15 protein-coding genes are annotated in these 18,211 nt (G+C 37.1%); 4 read left to right on the plus strand and 11 right to left on the minus strand.

All coding sequences use genetic code 11. The annotated features are described in order from the left end of the window. The first annotated feature begins 38 nt into the window (after nucleotides 1-38). Nucleotides 39-1,424 (plus strand): alanine/glycine:cation symporter family protein, encoded by a 1,386-nt coding sequence (locus tag PCNPT3_RS07985; RefSeq protein WP_015465370.1) that lies wholly within the window; start codon nucleotides 39-41, stop codon nucleotides 1,422-1,424. Between the two features lie 147 nt (nucleotides 1,425-1,571). On the opposite strand, the gene PCNPT3_RS07990 is transcribed toward PCNPT3_RS07985, so the two are convergent. Beyond that, the gene (locus PCNPT3_RS07990; RefSeq protein WP_015465372.1) at nucleotides 1,572-2,495 is read right to left on the minus strand and encodes a DMT family transporter; all 924 of its coding nucleotides are present in this window, start codon (nucleotides 2,493-2,495) and stop codon (nucleotides 1,572-1,574) included. 102 nt (nucleotides 2,496-2,597) lie between these two features. Here PCNPT3_RS07990 and PCNPT3_RS07995 point away from each other — a divergent pair, with 102 nt between their 5' ends. After that, on the plus strand, nucleotides 2,598-3,059 hold the full coding sequence (locus tag PCNPT3_RS07995) for an Lrp/AsnC family transcriptional regulator (RefSeq protein WP_015465373.1): 462 nt from the start codon (nucleotides 2,598-2,600) through the stop codon (nucleotides 3,057-3,059). Between the two features lie 252 nt (nucleotides 3,060-3,311). Here PCNPT3_RS07995 and PCNPT3_RS08000 read toward each other — a convergent pair whose 3' ends face one another. Then, entirely contained in the window at nucleotides 3,312-5,564 is a 2,253-nt protein-coding gene (locus tag PCNPT3_RS08000; protein WP_015465374.1) for an Ig-like domain-containing protein, read from the minus strand. Nucleotides 5,565-5,905: 341 nt separating this feature from the next. After that, complete coding sequence (yqfB, locus tag PCNPT3_RS08005; protein WP_015465375.1) at nucleotides 5,906-6,232, minus strand: N(4)-acetylcytidine aminohydrolase; 327 nt, start codon at nucleotides 6,230-6,232, stop codon at nucleotides 5,906-5,908. Between the two features lie 344 nt (nucleotides 6,233-6,576). Between yqfB and mltC the strand changes: the two genes are divergently transcribed. Beyond that, nucleotides 6,577-7,746: a membrane-bound lytic murein transglycosylase MltC gene (gene mltC / locus PCNPT3_RS08010; protein WP_015465376.1), complete on the plus strand. Its 1,170-nt coding sequence runs from the start codon at nucleotides 6,577-6,579 to the stop codon at nucleotides 7,744-7,746. 52 nt (nucleotides 7,747-7,798) lie between these two features. Here the strand turns inward: mltC and PCNPT3_RS08015 are convergent, their stop codons facing one another. From PCNPT3_RS08015 to PCNPT3_RS08030, 4 genes are all read right to left on the minus strand, one after another. Further along, the gene (locus tag PCNPT3_RS08015; protein WP_015465377.1) at nucleotides 7,799-8,692 is read right to left on the minus strand and encodes a fructose bisphosphate aldolase; all 894 of its coding nucleotides are present in this window, start codon (nucleotides 8,690-8,692) and stop codon (nucleotides 7,799-7,801) included. 37 nt (nucleotides 8,693-8,729) lie between these two features. Then, nucleotides 8,730-9,491 carry a 2,3-diphosphoglycerate-dependent phosphoglycerate mutase gene (gene gpmA, locus PCNPT3_RS08020; protein WP_015465378.1) on the minus strand — a complete coding sequence of 254 codons (762 nt, stop codon included), beginning with the start codon at nucleotides 9,489-9,491 and terminating at the stop codon, nucleotides 8,730-8,732. Between the two features lie 439 nt (nucleotides 9,492-9,930). Then, nucleotides 9,931-10,806 (minus strand): DUF2608 domain-containing protein, encoded by an 876-nt coding sequence (locus PCNPT3_RS08025; protein WP_015465379.1) that lies wholly within the window; start codon nucleotides 10,804-10,806, stop codon nucleotides 9,931-9,933. Between the two features lie 385 nt (nucleotides 10,807-11,191). Next, nucleotides 11,192-11,728, minus strand: coding sequence for a DVUA0089 family protein (locus PCNPT3_RS08030; RefSeq protein WP_015465380.1), 537 nt, complete (start codon nucleotides 11,726-11,728; stop codon nucleotides 11,192-11,194). A 543-nt stretch (nucleotides 11,729-12,271) separates the two neighbouring features. Between PCNPT3_RS08030 and PCNPT3_RS08035 the strand changes: the two genes are divergently transcribed. Beyond that, on the plus strand, nucleotides 12,272-13,531 hold the full coding sequence (locus PCNPT3_RS08035) for an amino acid permease (protein ID WP_015465381.1): 1,260 nt from the start codon (nucleotides 12,272-12,274) through the stop codon (nucleotides 13,529-13,531). Between the two features lie 314 nt (nucleotides 13,532-13,845). On the opposite strand, the gene PCNPT3_RS08040 is transcribed toward PCNPT3_RS08035, so the two are convergent. The 4 genes from PCNPT3_RS08040 to murQ form a co-directional block, all read right to left on the minus strand. After that, a complete protein-coding gene (locus tag PCNPT3_RS08040; RefSeq protein WP_015465382.1) occupies nucleotides 13,846-14,709 on the minus strand; it encodes a DMT family transporter in 864 nt (287 codons plus the stop codon). A gap of 246 nt (nucleotides 14,710-14,955) precedes the next feature. Continuing rightward, a complete protein-coding gene (locus PCNPT3_RS08045) occupies nucleotides 14,956-15,408 on the minus strand; it encodes a hypothetical protein (RefSeq protein ID WP_015465383.1) in 453 nt (150 codons plus the stop codon). Nucleotides 15,409-15,614: 206 nt separating this feature from the next. Next, on the minus strand, nucleotides 15,615-17,057 hold the full coding sequence (gene murP / locus PCNPT3_RS08050) for a PTS N-acetylmuramic acid transporter subunit IIBC (RefSeq protein WP_015465384.1): 1,443 nt from the start codon (nucleotides 17,055-17,057) through the stop codon (nucleotides 15,615-15,617). Nucleotides 17,058-17,075: 18 nt separating this feature from the next. Next, nucleotides 17,076-17,981: an N-acetylmuramic acid 6-phosphate etherase gene (murQ, locus tag PCNPT3_RS08055; RefSeq protein WP_015465385.1), complete on the minus strand. Its 906-nt coding sequence runs from the start codon at nucleotides 17,979-17,981 to the stop codon at nucleotides 17,076-17,078. Nucleotides 17,982-18,211: the final 230 nt, after the last annotated feature.

Genomic DNA, 18,211 nt, shown 5'->3' on the forward strand with positions numbered 1-18,211 from the left:
CCTCTTCTCCTTAAATATACTTTTATTAAGGGGAACTTATGCACAACCTTCAAAACTTATTACTTAAAATAGACCATTTTATCTGGGGTCCACCCCTGCTAATTTTACTGGTCGGGACCGGCGTCTATTTCACTTTTCGCTTGGGCTTATTACAATTTCGTTATTTACCGCACGCATTAAAACTGGTGTTTAGCAAAGATAAATCAAACAGTGGTGATATCTCTAGCTTTGCAGCCTTGTGCACCGCACTCTCTGCGACTATCGGTACCGGAAATATTGTCGGCGTTGCAACCGCCATTAAACTCGGAGGCCCCGGCGCGCTCTTTTGGATGTGGCTGGCAGCTGTTTTTGGTATGGCAACCAAATATGCAGAATGCTTACTCGCTGTAAAATATCGACAAACCGATAGCAAAGGGGAAATATTAGGTGGCCCCATGTATTATTTACAACATGGTGTGGGCTCAAAAACATTAGCGGTGCTCTTTGCTATTTTTGCATTAGCGGTCGCCTGTTTTGGTATTGGCACCTTCCCACAAGTACATGCCATCTTAGATGCCTCTGAGATCTCATTTGGTGTACCTCGCTATATGACCGCGATCGTCCTAACAATATTAGTTGCCATCGTGACCCTTGGGGGGATCCAATCTATTGCCAAAGTAGCGGCAAAAGTAGTCCCTACGATGGCCCTCGTTTATATTCTTGCCTGTTTAAGCGTGCTGACTCTTAATGCGGAGCATTTACTCGACGCCGTCACGTTAGTCATAACCTCAGCCTTTACAACAACGGCTGCGACCGGTGGCTTCTTAGGCGCAGGGATAATGTTAGCTATTCAGTCAGGTGTTGCACGTGGGGTTTTCTCTAATGAGTCCGGCTTAGGTAGCGCGCCAATGGCGGCAGCTGCTGCTAAAACAGATTCATGTGTACGCCAAGGCCTTATCTCAATGACGGGCACCTTTTTTGATACCATCATTATTTGCACCATGACCGGACTTGCGCTTATTCTCACCGGCGCTTGGCAGGCAGATTTAGCCGGTGCTCAAATGACCACTTATGCTTTTGCCCAAGGTCTTGACTCACCTACTTTAGGCCCTCTATTGATATCGGTCGGTTTGATTTTCTTTGCTTTTACCACCATATTAGGCTGGAACTATTATGGAGAGCGTTGCGTTGTGTACCTTTTTGGTCGCAAAGGAATATTACCTTATAAAATCATTTTTGTTGGATTAGTGGCTTCTGGTGCTTTTTTACACTTAGATATGATATGGATAATTGCTGATATTTTTAATGGTTTAATGGCGATACCAAACCTCATTGGTTTGATTGCATTACGCCATATTATTATTGAGGAAACTAAATTGTTTTTTGACGTTAAGCGCGAGCAAAAAACGCAGCAGCCTAAAAACAAACTACAGATACAAAATTGAGCTAAAAACACACGCGTAAAACCTGCGTGTGTGTTTTACCCTGACACTTTTAATGCAAACTCCCAACAACACATCAACATCAACATCAGTTGAAATTACGCGCCCTTTAGGCCAAGAGCAACGTGGCATTTTGAGATGTTATGCGATTCATTTTTCAGAAACAAGACGCCGTCTTGTGGTTATTTTAGATATCATACTCAGCGGTAATTTACACAAAAACACCCCAAGAAGTAGCACCAGACTTAAGCAATAAGACTCATTGCTAATATTACGTCCATTGATAAAACTGTCTAACGCTAATGCAATCACAGGAAAAATCAAAAAACACAGTGACGCTTGAAAAGGACTCGCTACTTTATTTAATTGGAAATAAGCCATAATGCCACCAATCCCTGCGATCACCCCTAAATATACAACCGCGCCCCACGATAATAAGCTAAAACTGTGTACTTGCGGTTGCTCAACAATAACCCCCACTATCAATAACAAGATCCCCGCCACAAGACAAGGCAAAGCATTATAAGTGAGAACATGTATGCCCTCACAACGATTTTGAACGCTACTGTAAATACTTGCATGTAGAAAAACTGCAATCAGTAACGCTATCACGCCAAATAGGCTGCCGTTGGTACTTATATCCATTTCATTATTGATGATCAGTACTAAACACGCTAAAGCAATCGCCAAACCTAGCCCTTGATGTAAATGAATTTTTTGCTTATGTATAAAGAATGCAAAAATTAACAGCACCACCGGCATATTGGCAAATATCAGCGAGGCAAGACCCGAGGATATATATTGCTCACCAAAAATCATTAACGTAAATGGCACTGCAAAATAAAAAAGGCTTATTAATATAAATTCACATTTTTTACCCGCGGGGAAAAACAGTGTCACTTTAAATTTATAGGCTAAAAGGATCAATAATGGTGCGCTAAACAAAAAGCGCAATCCGGTTGCCGTAATAGCCGGAATGGACTGTACGGCAATTTCCATCGCCATCCAGGTGGTGCCCCAAATAGCACAAACAGATACAAATAATAATGTGACCATGAGCTTTTTATGCATCATCTCTACTCGTTATGAATTAATGCCACAATTATATTGTATTTATCGAAGAATATGCTTTCATATATATAACTAAAACACACCATTTGGGAAATATATTACTCCATGACACTCGATTTGAAGGATAAAACCATCTTAAAGCTGTTACAAGAAGATGCTTCTTTATCTGTACATGACTTAGCCGATAAAGTCAGCTTAACGGTATCGCCTTGCTGGAAACGTTTAAAACGCTTAGAAGAAAATGGCTATATTTTGCAACGCGTCGCACTCTTAAATAAAAAGAAATTAAACCTCACGCTCACCGCTTTTGTGAATATAAAAACCCAAAATCATAATGAAATTTGGTTTGGAAAATTTGTCAGCAGTATTAATGGTTTTGCAGAAGTTATTGAATTTTATCGTATCACTGGGGATTATGATTATATGATGAAGGTGTTAGTTAAAGATATGCAAGCATTTGATGTTTTCTATAAACGCTTAGTCAATAATGTAGAGGGTCTGACTAATGTAACATCGCACTTTGCGATGCAAGAATTAAAAAATACGACTCAATTACCTATTTATTAACGCTATCAAGCCCGCACATGCACTAAATGGTAATACCAAAGGAACTAAAAAGGTTGCCCGTCTTGCTTGTTGAAATTATCCCACCCTGCGTTGTGAGTTTTGAAGTGAGAACAACTATCTCCTACAACTCACGCCTTGCTAGTGTTAATTTTTCCTACGCAATACATGAAAACTTAATTAATTCCTTTGGTATAAGGATTGAACAATACTCACCATGAGATCTTATTGATTTTAAAGACACTAAATGTGAATTTAAAAATGCTCAAAACGATCTTCTAGGCTCGCAAGCTCTGGGCTTAATTCTACAACAGGCATAGCATCACTTATCATCAGCGCACTGGTTGACTCTTGGCTAAGCAGACTGTTAAATACGATGCCATCCAGATCTGATAATTGTATAGAATCAGATATATTATTGATAAGCAGATCCGCTTGATTTCCCACATCAATCATTGGCGTAGCACTTAAATATTTATCCAATAAATGCTCACTATCGATTTGCAATACATCACTAATATTCACCTGATAGCCAAGAGCAGGACCTATATTTGCCATCATCACATCGCTTACTTCACTCAAATCAATCAGTCTAGACTCAGTCAATGCATTATCGAAAAGCAAACTATTATCCAATAATGGCTCGGTGCTAATATTAATGGCATTTATATTAATGGTAGCGATATTAGACTCAATGCCGTCATTATCTTTTATCGTATAACTAAAGGTATCAGAGCCATTATAATTTTCATGAGCAGTATAATTTAGCTCACCTTGCGCATTAAGATGAACCGAGCCATCGGCATTCATTTCAATACTGCCATGCTCCGGCGTATCAACAATACGGACAGATTCGGCCATGATCGTTCCATCAATATCCGTATCATTACTTGCAAAATCAATATAAAGAGGCTCACTGTCTTTACTTATTAGTGCAATATTTGTCTCTGAGTGTGATAAATTCTCAACATTCCAAATATTCTCACCTTGCGAGCCATCGCTATGTTGCTCTTTTAATGTAAGATCAAACATATGTCCATAACCTTGATCCCAATATAAAATTTCAACACTATGACCTCCCGCCTCTAATGCGATCGCATTACCTGAAATGATCACACTTGAATTAGCACCAAATTCACTGACCGAAATGCCATCAATTTTTATCTGATAACCATCATCATGAGAAATTTCAAATTTATAAACACCACTATGCTGCAAGCTTAATGAACCACTTAAGCGCATGATCCCATCTGTTGCCAATTCTGTACTCGTACCGGTGATACTGACGGCATCATTATTTAAGAAATAGGCTAAATTAGAAGGAATCCCTTCAGCATTAATTTGGTCGGCTAAATTTGAGGATGAATAAGGCGATTTTTGATAATCAATAGCCGTTGATACGAAGTTTATTTCGACATCATGGCCACTAATATAATCTTGAACTTGGGCAATGCTCGTTAAGTTTTCTTGGCGACCATATTGTATTTGGTGATCTTCAAATTCTGCAAGTTTTGCCTCTTTATCTGTGGCGCTTAAAGAGTAATAACTTTGATCGAAGAAATAACTTTTTTCGGAGTCACTCTCTGTATTGAGATCATTACCTTGCCCATCTTTATGCCATGAATTTTGAACATAACCCCAATATTCACCTTTTAATCCTCCGAGAGGATCGTCCACAGCGATAGGGGCAACTTGATAATCAGTTTGCGCAGAGGCTGAAACTGCCATGTTAGATGCATCTAAAATACTAATATAGGCTTCAATTTTAGTGCCGTTATCCGCCACTAAATCTTGTCCTGGCACCCATATATTGTAAACTAATGCACCATTTTCTAACTGCGCAATACCGTTAAATATTTTAGAGTGCACACTTAATATAACGCTATCGCCTTCCTGCGCATCTCCACCGATTGCACCCGTGATCAGAATATCAGTTTTAGTTTCAACGGCGCTAATAATGTTATCCGCAGTGATAGGGTCAATGCTGATACTGACGTGTGTTTCATCATTATCTAACGTGTTATCACTCGGGATTTTATTCGATATAGTATGCTCATGACTTTCATTCACTTCATCTATGCTGTCAGCATTACCTGATATTTCAGATAAGTGCACCGCCTGTTCGATAGCGAAGTCTTCACTAATAGAAGATATTTCCACTTGTTCAATACTTCCGCTACTCACAAATAAATCAGAAACGCTCATGGTATTATCAGTGAAAAGAGGATCTAAACCGAGAGTATTAAACATTGAATGCGCCAAGGTTTCATTTCCATCACGCAAAAAATCTATATTGGCGGTATGCCCGCCGATATGACTTGTTCCAGACTGAGTTTCTATGTCATCAATCAGTGCACCCTGTTTGATAATAGAGGCTTGGATCTCATCAATTTCAAAATCAATGGTTGATCTGTTATGAATATTATTTTGTAACACGCGCATAGCATCGCTATTGTTCACATCCGAAATGGATGAAAAAAACTTATTGTTATTGTAAATATCAGCCATGACGTGCCTGCCTTTCGCGAGAGAATAATATAAAAATTCTCTCTATTAAATGGATATGGGGACACTTTTAAATCCATCTAACGTCCCTGTTAAGGACGTTAAAATACAGTAGCCTCACAAAACAGTCAACAACACTGATACACCCTTGTAACATATACAACACACGGATTTTATTTAATTAACCTTAAACTCATAAATACCTGCGCTTAACATTGATTTAAAAGTTATTTTATTAGAAATAACACGCCTATTTAAAAACATAATTTTTTGTAAAAAAAACATATTAACTTTAAGCTGAAGAAGTATATTGGTAAAAACACAATTACTACGCTGTTTCTACTTTAATTTACATTCACAAGTTTAAAAGAAATAATATAGAGTTGTTCGGTATTCGGATATACCTCACCAATGATTTGTTGCAATTTATCTAATGCTAGCGATTCTTGCTGTGCATGAAATTCATTCAAATCATTAAATTTAATCGGCTTCACCGACAAGATCTCAATATGACAAACAGAACGTCCGCTTTCAAGGCCAAATACTTCGACACATGTACCCGGCAAATAATGATTTTCAGACTTATCTCTGATCGTAATTGTTTTTAAGCCTGATGCGACTAATGGTGTTAAAAAATCAAAAAAAGTGATTGTTGTTGGTGCTTCCTGCATTCTTTATTTCCTTTATGGCATATCAAAAATATAATGTTAGTTGAACAAACTGATCTGCGGGGCGCTTTACTCCCTGATAGAATTACGAGTCCCCCCCCCTTTATTTACCGTCTCATAATAAAATATTGAAGTTTATTTTTCTTATTGATGCAAAATACAACCCAATTAAATATATCACTTTATAGAGTAGGATCATTTATAATAGCATTATTAAAGTGCGTATCAATGCATTCCGTTAGCCTCAAAAATACTAAAATAAACACTTTCATAACCGCAAAATAGTAAGTATTGTCTCTTCGGAACAACGTGACGCTGATCATACGACTCTAGATAAGGATCTCTTAGTGAAGAAAATCATGGTAATTACGCTTAGTCTGCTTGTGTTAAGTGCATGCACAAGTTTACAAAGACGTAATATAGAAAAAATGAGCCGTCATCTCCCTGAAAAATATGCAAATATAAATTCTGACGCGCAAAAAAAATTAGATGATTATAAAAAAATTCATAAACAAATTAAAAAAGAAATAAAATCAATACGTACTTTATATGCCAATTTAGAAGGAAATATTGATAAAATTTGGGGTAAGAATAATAGGCAGGTACCACAACGTAAAAAATACGTAAAATATACAGAAAATTACCGTGATCGTGCGTATATTGATTTTGAAAAAGGCATCGTAAACATTGAAACTTTGGCCACAGATGCACCTTTAGCGCACTTAAAAAAAACCATTGTTACCACCCTGCTCACCCCTAATTCAGCCAATGATGTTGATATATTCTCAGCAAAAAACATACCCGACTTAAATGCAGAGCCCTTTTTATACCAACAAGTGCTAGATCAAAATAAGCAACCTATTCGTTGGAAATGGAGAGCACAACGTTACGCACAACACTTAATCGATAATAGGTTGAAAATAAAAACAAAAAACGGTAAAAAAATATATTCCGTTGAATTTGATCTTGTCAAAAATAGTGAAGAGATCCGTAGTTATAAATATTCAGGTTTTGTCCAAGCAGCCAGTAAACGTTATAATATTAAAGAAAGTCTGATCTATGCCATTATAAAAACAGAAAGCAGTTTTAACCCTTACGCAGTTTCCCATGCTAATGCTTATGGATTAATGCAAGTGATCCCGAGGACCGCCGGTAAAGATGTATTTTATAAAATCAAAAAAAGAAATGATACACCCACTAAAAATTACCTTTTCTCCGCACAAAATAATATTGATACGGGCACCGCTTATCTGCATATTTTAAAAACACAGTATTTAAAAGGGATTAAAAATGATACGGGTAGACATTACGCCATCATCTCAGCTTATAATGGTGGTTCTGGTAATGTTTTTAAAACTTTTTCTTATAACCGAGAAAATGCGCTTAAAGTGATCAACAAAAAAAATAGCCAACAAGTTTATAATGATTTGCACACTAAAAACCCCATTTCTGAAGCCCGTCATTACTTATATAAAGTACATAAAAATGAAAAGGAATTTATCCGTACGGGGCTTTAAAAAACAAAAAAAACGCCAAAATGTTTTTGGCGTTTTTTAACGTATCATTTATTTAAGTATTTGATGCTAATGCGATAGGCTCAAGCGTGGCCTTTAACTCCTTATTAAAATCATCCTCACTTTGATTAACCGATAAATTATCTGTTAATACACGTGAAAAACTGGCAATCATACCTTGATTTTCAGTTAAACGGCGCGTGGCCTCACTGATAGAATAGCCTCCCGATAACGCAACTAATTTCAATACATTAGGATGATCCAGACAACTTTTATAAAAGTTAGCTTGCTCTGGTAGAGAAACTTTTAGCATCACTAATTCATCTTTAGACAAACTGTCTAGTTGTTGCATTAATTCTTTTTTAAGTAAAACTTCAGATTGCTTTTTATCCGCACTGTGGATAGCGATTTCAGGCTCGATAATAGGGACTAAGCCAGCGGCCATAATTTGTTTTGCCACATTGAATTGCTGAGCAACCAACTCTGCAATGCCCTCACTATTTGCATGCAATATAACAGAACGCATTTTGGTGCCAAAAACATGTTTTTGTTTTGCTTTCGCTAATAATTTATCTAAAAATTCAATAGGTTTCATTAACTGTACTCCCTTTCTCTCAGCTTCTAAGCCTTTATCTACCTTTAAAAAGGGGACAATTTGTTTTTCTTGCCATAAATAAAGAGAAGAAGCTTTACCTTGTATATTACGATCTAAGGTATTTTCAAATAAAATTGAGCCACAAATATAATCACTATTAAAAACAGGGCTAGTAATTATTCGGCTACGCATCGCATGCACTAAAGCAAACATTTCATCATCATTACTAAATTTATCAGCCGTAACACCATAAGCTTTTAAGGCTGTAGGCGTACTACCACCACTTTGATCTAATGCGGCGATAAAACCTTGATGAGATTTCATGTGTTCAAGTTGTTGTTCAAATTGTGTCATAAAATGTATTCTTCTTTCAAATTAAAGGGGCTTATACTTATGCGGTGGTAGATGCTTTACCTTGGTGAGCAACGCTTTGTAGTGCTGCCTCAAGGGTTTTCTCATCGGCAAGATAATAGTGACGTAGCGGTTTTAAATCTGCATCTAATTCATAAACTAATGGGATCCCTGTCGGGATGTTAAGATCCATGATATCGGCATCACTGATATTATCGAGATACTTCACTAAGGCACGTAAGCTATTACCATGTGCCACTACGAGTACTTTTTTTCCCGCTTTAATATCCGGTACTAAACTGTCTTTCCAGTACTCAGAAACGCGTACGATCGTATCGCGCAAACATTCCGCTTTTGGTAAATATTTACTGTCAATCCCTTGATATAAAATATCATTTTTTGAAAGTCTTGCATCATCATCTTGCATTGATGGTGGTGGCACATCAAGACTACGACGCCAGATCAATACTTGCTCTTCACCGTGCTTTAGTGCTGTTTCGCTTTTATTTAAACCCGTTAATGCACCATAATGTCTTTCGTTCAATTTATAGCTACGCTGCACCGGCAAATGCATTTGATCCAACTCATCTAATACAATCCACTGCGTACGAATTGCACGTTTAAGCACGGATGTATGCACCATATCAAAGCTAAATCCCGCTTCGCGCAATGCTTTACCGCCTTGATGTGCTTCAATAACACCTTCGTCTGCGAGATCTACATTTTGCCAGCCAGTAAATCGATTTTGCAAATTCCAATCGCTTAACCCATGACGGATCAAAACGAGTTTATACTTTGTCATATCATACTCCTGATTAAAATATCAGCATAACAAGACAAATAACAAATGGCAATGGAAATGATAACTATTATCAAATGATCCTTATGTAAAATCATGACGACCATTTTTACCTATAAAAAATAAGGTCGATACATCAATATTAAAAAGAAACATGGATATAATACCAAAGGAACTAAAAAGGTTAGCCGTCTTGCTTGTTGAAATTATCCCTACCTGCGTTGTGAGTTTTGAAGTGAGAACAACTATCTCCTACAACTCTCGCCTTGCTAGTGTTAATTTTTCCTGCGCAATACATGAAAACTTAATTAATTCCTTTGGTATAAGTAAAGAAAGAAAGGCTAAATAAATACACGCTATTGAAAAAATAATAAAAAAAAAGTGACTCCAAAGGAGTCACTTAAAACAATTTAACTTATGATCAAAAATCGAAAACCAAAGTTTATTGACCTAAACACTGACCGTTATTAACACGACCTGGGAAAATAGATTTTAATGTTTTTTGCAATGCTTTCCAATCAGAAGCCATTTCATTTGCTTGCTGCTGTGTTAGCGTCGCACCATTTTTAGCAATACGATCTTCTTCCACTTTTGTATAATGGAAAATATACATATCGGTGTCTTTGCTATCTTTAAATGCATTATATACATTATCGACATTTTTTTGAGTATCATCTACGAAAATAATAGAATCAAATTTTTGCCCTGTTTTATCTAGCAAGTACTTGATCATTTCGCCTTTATTTTGACCCGTTGTCATAAATACGCCTTTCATGTAACTGGTTGGCCGTTTAAGCATGTCACGGAAAACAGGCGTCTCTTTTTGACCTTTCACTTTTAATGATGAACCATCAAAGTCGATGCCAACACGCGTAAGTTCACGCTCTGTTGCCGTGCGATATAATGGAGAACGAGATGTTAATGCGATTACCGTATTGCCCTGTTTTTGCCAATTAGCCACAATAGATGGCACGTCTTTTTCAATTAAACGCATCGTACCTAGTTCATACAAAAGACCGATAGAATCTTGGAATAAACAATCTACTTTTTGCTCATCCGTTGCTTTTACAGCAAGTTTTCCACGTTGCCACTGATACCAAATATCACCACCAATATCACTTTCACTGGTTAAAAGGTTATTATCAATATCTAAAATCAGTAATACATTATCAATGCCATGTAATTTATTCTGTGCCTGTACGGTTTGCATTGCATCTTTAAAGTGGCTAATTTCTTTTTTTTGTACGCCAGCATTAACTTGAAAAGCAAAACTTAAACAAAATAATGAAATACATGCATTTTTTATCGGGTGTTTCATCCGTGATCTCCATTTGTAGGGGTAGAAAATAATTCTATCTGTTTTCTCATTTAAAAGATGTGCATTAGATCTAGATCCTTTACATTTTGAGAATAAATACTCATTATTTATCAATCTGTTATAAGGTTTTTATGTTGTTTTTAGCTATCAATATAAATGGAATTAATACTCGAAAAAATATATATGGCACTCTAAAACAACAAGTAATAGTGTTTTTTTTATAATTTCCATTAAATATCACTTAACATTAAAGACCTAGAGTCAAAACACCCGTTACGTTTCTTAGTCGCTCGCCGTTCATTATGTTGTATTGTCTTTTTATTATTAGACAAAAAAAACCTTAATATCGATTAAGGTTTTAGAGGTCATAGTGGTTATTTATTCTTTATTTTATACTTTTTTTATACGAAAACCCTAACATCAATAAACCCATTAACAGTAAAAATATTGTGGCTGGTGCAGGCACTGAAACCTCCCCACCATTTGTTGACGCTATTGATAATCGGATGTATTTATTCGGATCACTAATGGAATCATCGATACCGGATATAACATTGTCCATTTCAAAGAAATACTCACTCACTGCAATCAGATAATTCCCGACACTTAAAGTAAGATCAATATGTGAATCTTTCCCATTAGAATCATCGTTCATAGCAAGAAAATCGTTACTATCGAGCGCCCCATCGTTTTTGAAGATATACATCATAGGATCTATATTAAATGTATCCCCCAATAAACGGCTACCTAACGCATCGAAAGAGAAATCACCGGCTTTCGTCACGGTAAAATACAATCGAGGAACCGATCCAGCCTTATCACTCTCAGTCACAAATACATCTGTTGTTATTACATTTGCACTCGCAAATGATGAAATAGCTAACAATGTTGTGCAACATAATAACGTTATAAATTTCAGCATATGATCTGCTCCTCTTAAATGACATTAAATTCTTAAATAATTAACTTCTATCAATAGATAGCAGAAATCGTGCCAGTTAGTTAATTGATTGTTTTTAAACAGGTATTTATTTTTATATAGAAAAATTCATTACAAAATGTAAAATACTTCGACACTTTATACGCTAAAAATTAAGTAATGATAAAACCAATATGCAGGTATATCGGCACAATTTAATTATCACAAACAGCTTTCAATAATTAACAAAATTTCATGATAAACAATATGTTATATATTATATTAAATTGTTATTTCCGATATGTTTCATGCACCCTCATAATACTACGCTGGCCTGATAGAGACTGCTTTAAACAAGCTTAAACTTCTAACCTTATAGATGAATATTTCATCATTAAGCAAGCCCTGAATAATAAAGATCTTTTTAAAATAAAAAAAACTAAAACTAAACTAAAAAATCAAGGCAAAAATACTATGACAAGTGTCCTCAATATTGATCCCAATGTAAAAAGAGAAAAAAATCTCCTTTTACATGAAAAAGCAAATATGACAGAACAACAATGGAATAAAGCCATTAAATTCGACAGTGTTGATCTCGGTTGGATTGTAATGAGTATTGGTATGGCTATCGGTGCGGGTATTGTCTTTTTACCCGTGCAGGTTGGTATTATGGGATTGTGGGTGTTTCTTCTTTCCGCAATTATTGGCTATCCAGCCATGTATTTATTCCAGAAATTATTTATTAATACTTTAGCGGAATCTAAAACGTGTTCGGATTATCCCAGCATCATTAGTGGTTATCTGGGTAAAAACTGGGGTATTGTACTCGGCATATTATATTTTATTATGTTGGTTATTTGGGTACTCATTTACTCATTAAGTATTACCAATGACAGCGCCTCTTATCTCTATACTTTTGGTGTCACCGAAACCCACTTAAATAATAATGTGTTTTATGGTTTAGCCCTACTTTGTGGTCTTGTTTTTATTGCCTCAAAAGGTGAAAAACTCTTATTTAAAATATCCGGTACGATGGCAGTTATTGTATTGATCCTGATTGCCGTGATGGGCGTTTTACTAATATCACGTTGGGATCTTGCCAATATCCCTGAATTAGGTACCTGGACAAGCATGTTAAAGGACGCAATTATCACCCTGCCTTTTACATTAACATCAATTCTATTTATTCAATCATTAAGCCCGATGGTGATATCTTACCGTTCGCATGAAAAATCGATTGAAGTTGCACGCTATAAAGCCTCTCGCGCAATGAAAATTGCCTTTAGCATACTCTTTGTTATCGTTTTCTTTTTTGCAGTATCATTTACTCTTGCCATTAGCCAAGAGCAAGCCATTGATGCAATGCATAAAAATATTTCAGCGCTCGCTATTATTGCACTTTACTTCCCAGGGAGTTGGGCAACGATCACCGGTGTGGTTATCAATATTTTTGCAGTCGTCACCTCTTTCTTTGGCGTGTATTTGGCCTTCCAAGAAGCATGTCGCGGTATTGCCATGAATGTATTACGTCGTAAGTTTTCAGAAGAAAGTATCAATCTTAAATTGATGCGCCGCTCAGTCACTATCTTTATTATTCTGCTTGCATGGGCAACAACAGCAACAAATGCGCCTATTTTATCCTTTACCTCTATTTGTAGTCCGGTATTTGGTTTGGTGGGATGTTTGATCCCTGCCTACCTTGTTTACCGAGTGCCACACTTAGCAAAATATAAAGGCATGTCTACGAATCTTATTATTGTCACTGGTATTTTGCTTTGTATCTCACCACTACTGGCGTTTATCTAAACGAAGATAGGTCTCTTTAAAAAGCCAAGATCTTATAAAAAAAAATCCGATGCGACTCTGCATCGGATTTTTTATGCGAGGCCTTAAATTTTTATCTCTTTATTAGCATCAAAAATCTCTCTGCTCTGCCTTTTACAGTGAACGCTGTAGTTTCTAATCTCTCTTTTTAATTTGTGTGCACCTATTAAAACAACGACTTACTCATGTAAAGGTATAAGCCGTTTCCCTTATCATTCTCTCTTTTTGAGCCTAAAAAAAGGAGGGATATCATTAATGATCCCTCCTCCCTTTTGCATCTAAAAAACACTTATCATTTACTGGATTTTTACAGCAAATCTTTTAGTCAGATAGTGGTTTAAAATTAAGGCCATGAAAATAATGCCACCACCAAGAGAGAGCCTAAGTAAATCAGCATCACGCCCCCATAGCAGTAAATTGACAAGGATCCCTGCTGGGATCAATAAGTTATTCATCACAGCAAGCGCGCCGACATTAACCAAGGTCGCACCTTTATTCCACGCAAAATATCCAAGGCCCGAGGCTATCGTGCCTAAATAAATTAATATTCCCCACTGTAATGAGGTGCTAGGTAGTTTCTCACTGTTCCCAAAAAGGAGATAACAAAGACTCGCCACCAATAAAGCGCCGATAAAGAACCATGCAAAGATACTCTTTTGATCAATGACGCGCCCGCCAATGAGATGCTTATAACCCACTTGCCCCAATGCAAAACATAAATTAGCGCCTTGCACCAATAAGAATCCAGTCACAAAATTAGCATCAATACCGTTGTAGCGAATAGCAATGGCGCCACTCGTTGCAATAAAAGCACTGAGTAAAAAAGACGCATTAAATTTACGTTGTATCGCATCGTTTATCAGGGTGACATATATCGGCGTCATAACGGTAAACAGTAAAACTTCGGGTACCGATAAATATAAAAAAGAGTGGTAATAAAACACGTACATTAAGCCAAGTTGGATAGCGCCTATGCCCATTAATTTACCCGCCGTCTTTGCATTGATTTGACCAAGACGTAAAAAAGGTAAAAAAACCAGCGTCGCTAATGCAATGCGGATCCAAACAGAAAACCAAGGGTCTACTTGACCAGCAAGATATACGCCGATCAAACTAAAGGAGAAAGCCCACAATACGGTAACAGAAAAAAGATATGCCATAAAAAATCCATGTAAACAAAAGAGAGTTATTCTAAACGATAACGCCTATCAAAAGAATGCCAAAATTACAATTTTAGAATTATCGCCCTTGTTAATGGAAATAATTTTCTAGGCGTAAGCTTAAATAATGAGAGTTACCAACGAGAAAAGATAAATATAGCGCTCAAAAAAAAACGCTTTCAGCCTCTATTAAAGGTTAAAAACGCTATTTATATTCGCAGTATTTATGAAAAAATCATACGTTACTTATGAAAAACGTACCAGTACATCGACTTTTGACGACATAACACTGGTAAGTGTTTGTGCGTCACTCGTTGCTAATACAACAATGCCTTTATGCTTAGCAATGTGTTTAAACAGATGGTTTAAATTAAAGATACTTTCACGATGGTGTGCATTTTTTAACGCAGCTTGCGGTACAAACATAACATCTGCTTGCTCAAGTAATAATATATTATGTGCCGTAGTGACTGACTTAAATAATGTATCCACCTCAGTTTCACTGGCTTTTTCTGCTATCACAGCGCTTTGTAATGTTTCGATTGTTGCAAATTTACTGAGTTCTTCTTTAGCTGCAAGAAGCTGACTTGGGCTAGCACCATTAAAAGCGATTAGAAAACGAGATTTATGTTTTGCCATCTGTTGCATACTATCTAAAAAATGATAATAACTTTTGCCTAGGTGATCGACTCTTAGCATTTTATTCCTATTAATAGACTAGATCTATTGATTATAATTATGAGGGTAGTTGTTATCTGATATGGTACATTTTTTCATAAATATTTACTAGCTCTAGGATAAGAAAGAGCATGATATAAGTACGCTTGCGTGCATTGAACAAAGCGCCTTCCACCTAAAAAAGAGCGCCCTTGGACGCTCTTCTTACCCTTTAATATTCCCAAGTATTAACTTAAATCAACACCTTTGGTTCCAAAAAACCAAGTCGCAAGAAAACCTGCAACATATGAAATAATTAAACCGACGGCAAAAACAATCATCGCGATAAATATCCCCGAATTTGAGGTCATTAAAGGTAAAGCAATAACACCCGAAGGACCAAAAACGGTATTTAAACCAATCGGTAATCCCATATAAGAGACCAGACCAATAAAAAACCCGCCTGCTGCACCACCAACACAAGCCGTTATAAACGGTTTCACGCGAGGTAATGTCACGCCATAAATAAGAGGCTCTCCTACCCCTAAAATGCCAGGAATAATTGCCCCCTTGATTTGAAGCCTTAATAAAGCCCCTTTTTTAGCTTTCATATACAGCGCAAATGCAGCGCCAACTTGGCCCGCACCCGCCATCGCTAAAATAGGAAATAAAGAGTTAAAACCTTGTACATCCATTAACGCAAAATAAACAGGCACAAAACCCTGATGGATACCAAACATGACTGATATTAGGAATAACCCCGCTAATAAGGCACTACCAAACGGATTACCATTTAAGTGCAAGAAAAGCCATGACATACCTTGAAACAAAAATCCGCCAAGTGGCATGATCAGCACAAAAGTAACCCCGCCCATGATAAGTAAAGTTATCAGAGAGGTTAATATCATGTCTAAATTATCCGGTATAAAACGGCGTACCTTTTTCTCCACCCAAGCGCCCATAATGGCAGCCATTAAGACCCCAATAATATTGCCTCTTGGGTCAATGCCATAACCAAAAAAATGCGTCATGCCCGAATAAATCCCACTCGTGGCTTCGGGGTTATAGCCGAGTATAAATAAAGAGGCTAAAATCGCCCCATTAACCCCGGATCCACCAAACGCTTGTTGCGCATTATAACCAATCAAAATACTCAGAAAACTAAACAAGCCTTTACTAAATACTTTCATATAAAGGATAAGATCAATCAAGGTGCTACTGGCATGTGGGTTTCCCACAATATAAACTTGCTCTATTAAGGTTGCCACGCCCAATAATAAACCAGCGGCAATAAATCCTGGAATGAGTGGCGTAAAGATAGTGGCAAATTTACTTAAAAATCGATGTACGGCGCTACTTTGTTTCTTTTTAACCTGTTTCTTTTTATCAGCGGCTATCGTTTTTAAATTTTGAGTCTCGGCCGTATTATCGCTTTGCATATCGATCCATTGTTGCATCATCTCAGCGGCGCTTTGTGCTTTTCCCGGACCAAGAATTATCTGTAGTTGGTCGTCACTTTCAACAATACCTAAAACACCTTCAATGCGTTTGATAGCCTCAAGTTCAACAATATTATTGTCCTTTAGGGTCAGCCGCAAGCGCGTCATACAATGCCCACAACGTATAATATTAGAGCGTCCTCCAAGAGAAGAACTTATACTCTTTATCATTTCCATATTAATCTTTGCCATCACTTTACTCCCTCTACATTATGTATGCTCGTTTAGAACCTCTGCTATAAAGCCCTTTTTCTGCGCTAATTCTTCACTCGCTCGTTTAACGTCCCAGCCGGTTAAACACATTAATATGGCCGTTTTACAATGATCATTACATTCGCTCAGTGCTTGTTGTGCACGGCTTAAAGTACAACCAGTCGCCTCTACTACAATATTTTGCTGGCGTTGCACCAATTTGGCATTACTCGCTTTAACATCCACCATTAAATTACCAAATACTTTGCCTGTTTTTATCATCGCCCCCGTGCTTATCATATTTAAAACGAGCTTTTGCGCCGTCCCCGCTTTCATCCTTGAAGAGCCAGTGATAACTTCAGCGCCAACAATGGGTTGAATAGCAATTTTAGCCAATTTAGCCATCGGACTTCCAAGATTACAGGTCAGAGAGGCAACGCTTGCACCCATCGATAATGCATATTGCATCGCGCCTAATACATAGGGCGTTCTGCCACTGGCAGCCACACCGACAACCACATCTTGTGCAGATAGATTGATATCTTTTAAGTCAGATTCACCTAGTTGCATATTATCTTCTGCGTTTTCAACGGCTTTAAAAATAGCAGGCCTTCCTCCTGCAATGCGCCCAATAACTAAACTTTCTGGCGTGCCATACGTTGGTGGACATTCACTGGCATCTAAAATCCCTAAGCGCCCAGAGGTGCCCGCACCAATGTAAATCAGACGGCCCTCTTGTGAAAACGCAAGTGCCACCGCATCAACAACTTGTGCTATCTCAGGCAAACACTTTTGCACTGCAATCGCCACTTTTTGATCTTCTGTATTAATTACTTTTAACATTTCAAGTGTTGATAATGTATCAATCTGCGCGCTGGCAGGATTGCGACTCTCAGTGGTCATTTTGCTTAAATCGATTTTCATAATGCACTCTTTTTTATTTTAATAAGGATATAATATGGAATAATTAATTCCGATCGTTGCGCCATCTCACAGATTTTTGATTCCAAAACACACCAAATATTGGAATAATCACCTTATATTTTATATGATACATAAAGATGCTTTATCCGATCTACGCTAGCATAACAGCGTAAGGCGTAAACATTATTCGGATGATGCGTTTTTAATCCGTTAGAACGAGAAGATACCCA

Origin of the sequence: Psychromonas sp. CNPT3 (genome assembly GCF_000153405.2) — a bacterium.
Taxonomy (GTDB): Bacteria; Pseudomonadota; Gammaproteobacteria; order Enterobacterales; family Psychromonadaceae; genus Psychromonas.

What these genes read in the sequence shown, in the direction of transcription:
- PCNPT3_RS07985 (WP_015465370.1), top strand. Translation starts at nt 39, where the DNA reads ATGCACAACCTTCAAAACTTATTACTTAAAATAGACCATTTTATCTGG.
- PCNPT3_RS07990 (WP_015465372.1), bottom strand. Translation starts at nt 2,495, where the DNA reads ATGATGCATAAAAAGCTCATGGTCACATTATTATTTGTATCTGTTTGT.
- PCNPT3_RS07995 (WP_015465373.1), top strand. Translation starts at nt 2,598, where the DNA reads ATGACACTCGATTTGAAGGATAAAACCATCTTAAAGCTGTTACAAGAA.
- PCNPT3_RS08000 (WP_015465374.1), bottom strand. Translation starts at nt 5,564, where the DNA reads ATGGCTGATATTTACAATAACAATAAGTTTTTTTCATCCATTTCGGAT.
- yqfB (WP_015465375.1), bottom strand. Translation starts at nt 6,232, where the DNA reads ATGCAGGAAGCACCAACAACAATCACTTTTTTTGATTTTTTAACACCA.
- PCNPT3_RS08015 (WP_015465377.1), bottom strand. Translation starts at nt 8,692, where the DNA reads ATGACACAATTTGAACAACAACTTGAACACATGAAATCTCATCAAGGT.
- gpmA (WP_015465378.1), bottom strand. Translation starts at nt 9,491, where the DNA reads ATGACAAAGTATAAACTCGTTTTGATCCGTCATGGGTTAAGCGATTGG.
- PCNPT3_RS08025 (WP_015465379.1), bottom strand. Translation starts at nt 10,806, where the DNA reads ATGAAACACCCGATAAAAAATGCATGTATTTCATTATTTTGTTTAAGT.
- PCNPT3_RS08030 (WP_015465380.1), bottom strand. Translation starts at nt 11,728, where the DNA reads ATGCTGAAATTTATAACGTTATTATGTTGCACAACATTGTTAGCTATT.
- PCNPT3_RS08035 (WP_015465381.1), top strand. Translation starts at nt 12,272, where the DNA reads ATGACAGAACAACAATGGAATAAAGCCATTAAATTCGACAGTGTTGAT.
- PCNPT3_RS08040 (WP_015465382.1), bottom strand. Translation starts at nt 14,709, where the DNA reads ATGGCATATCTTTTTTCTGTTACCGTATTGTGGGCTTTCTCCTTTAGT.
- PCNPT3_RS08045 (WP_015465383.1), bottom strand. Translation starts at nt 15,408, where the DNA reads ATGCTAAGAGTCGATCACCTAGGCAAAAGTTATTATCATTTTTTAGAT.
- murP (WP_015465384.1), bottom strand. Translation starts at nt 17,057, where the DNA reads ATGGCAAAGATTAATATGGAAATGATAAAGAGTATAAGTTCTTCTCTT.
- murQ (WP_015465385.1), bottom strand. Translation starts at nt 17,981, where the DNA reads ATGAAAATCGATTTAAGCAAAATGACCACTGAGAGTCGCAATCCTGCC.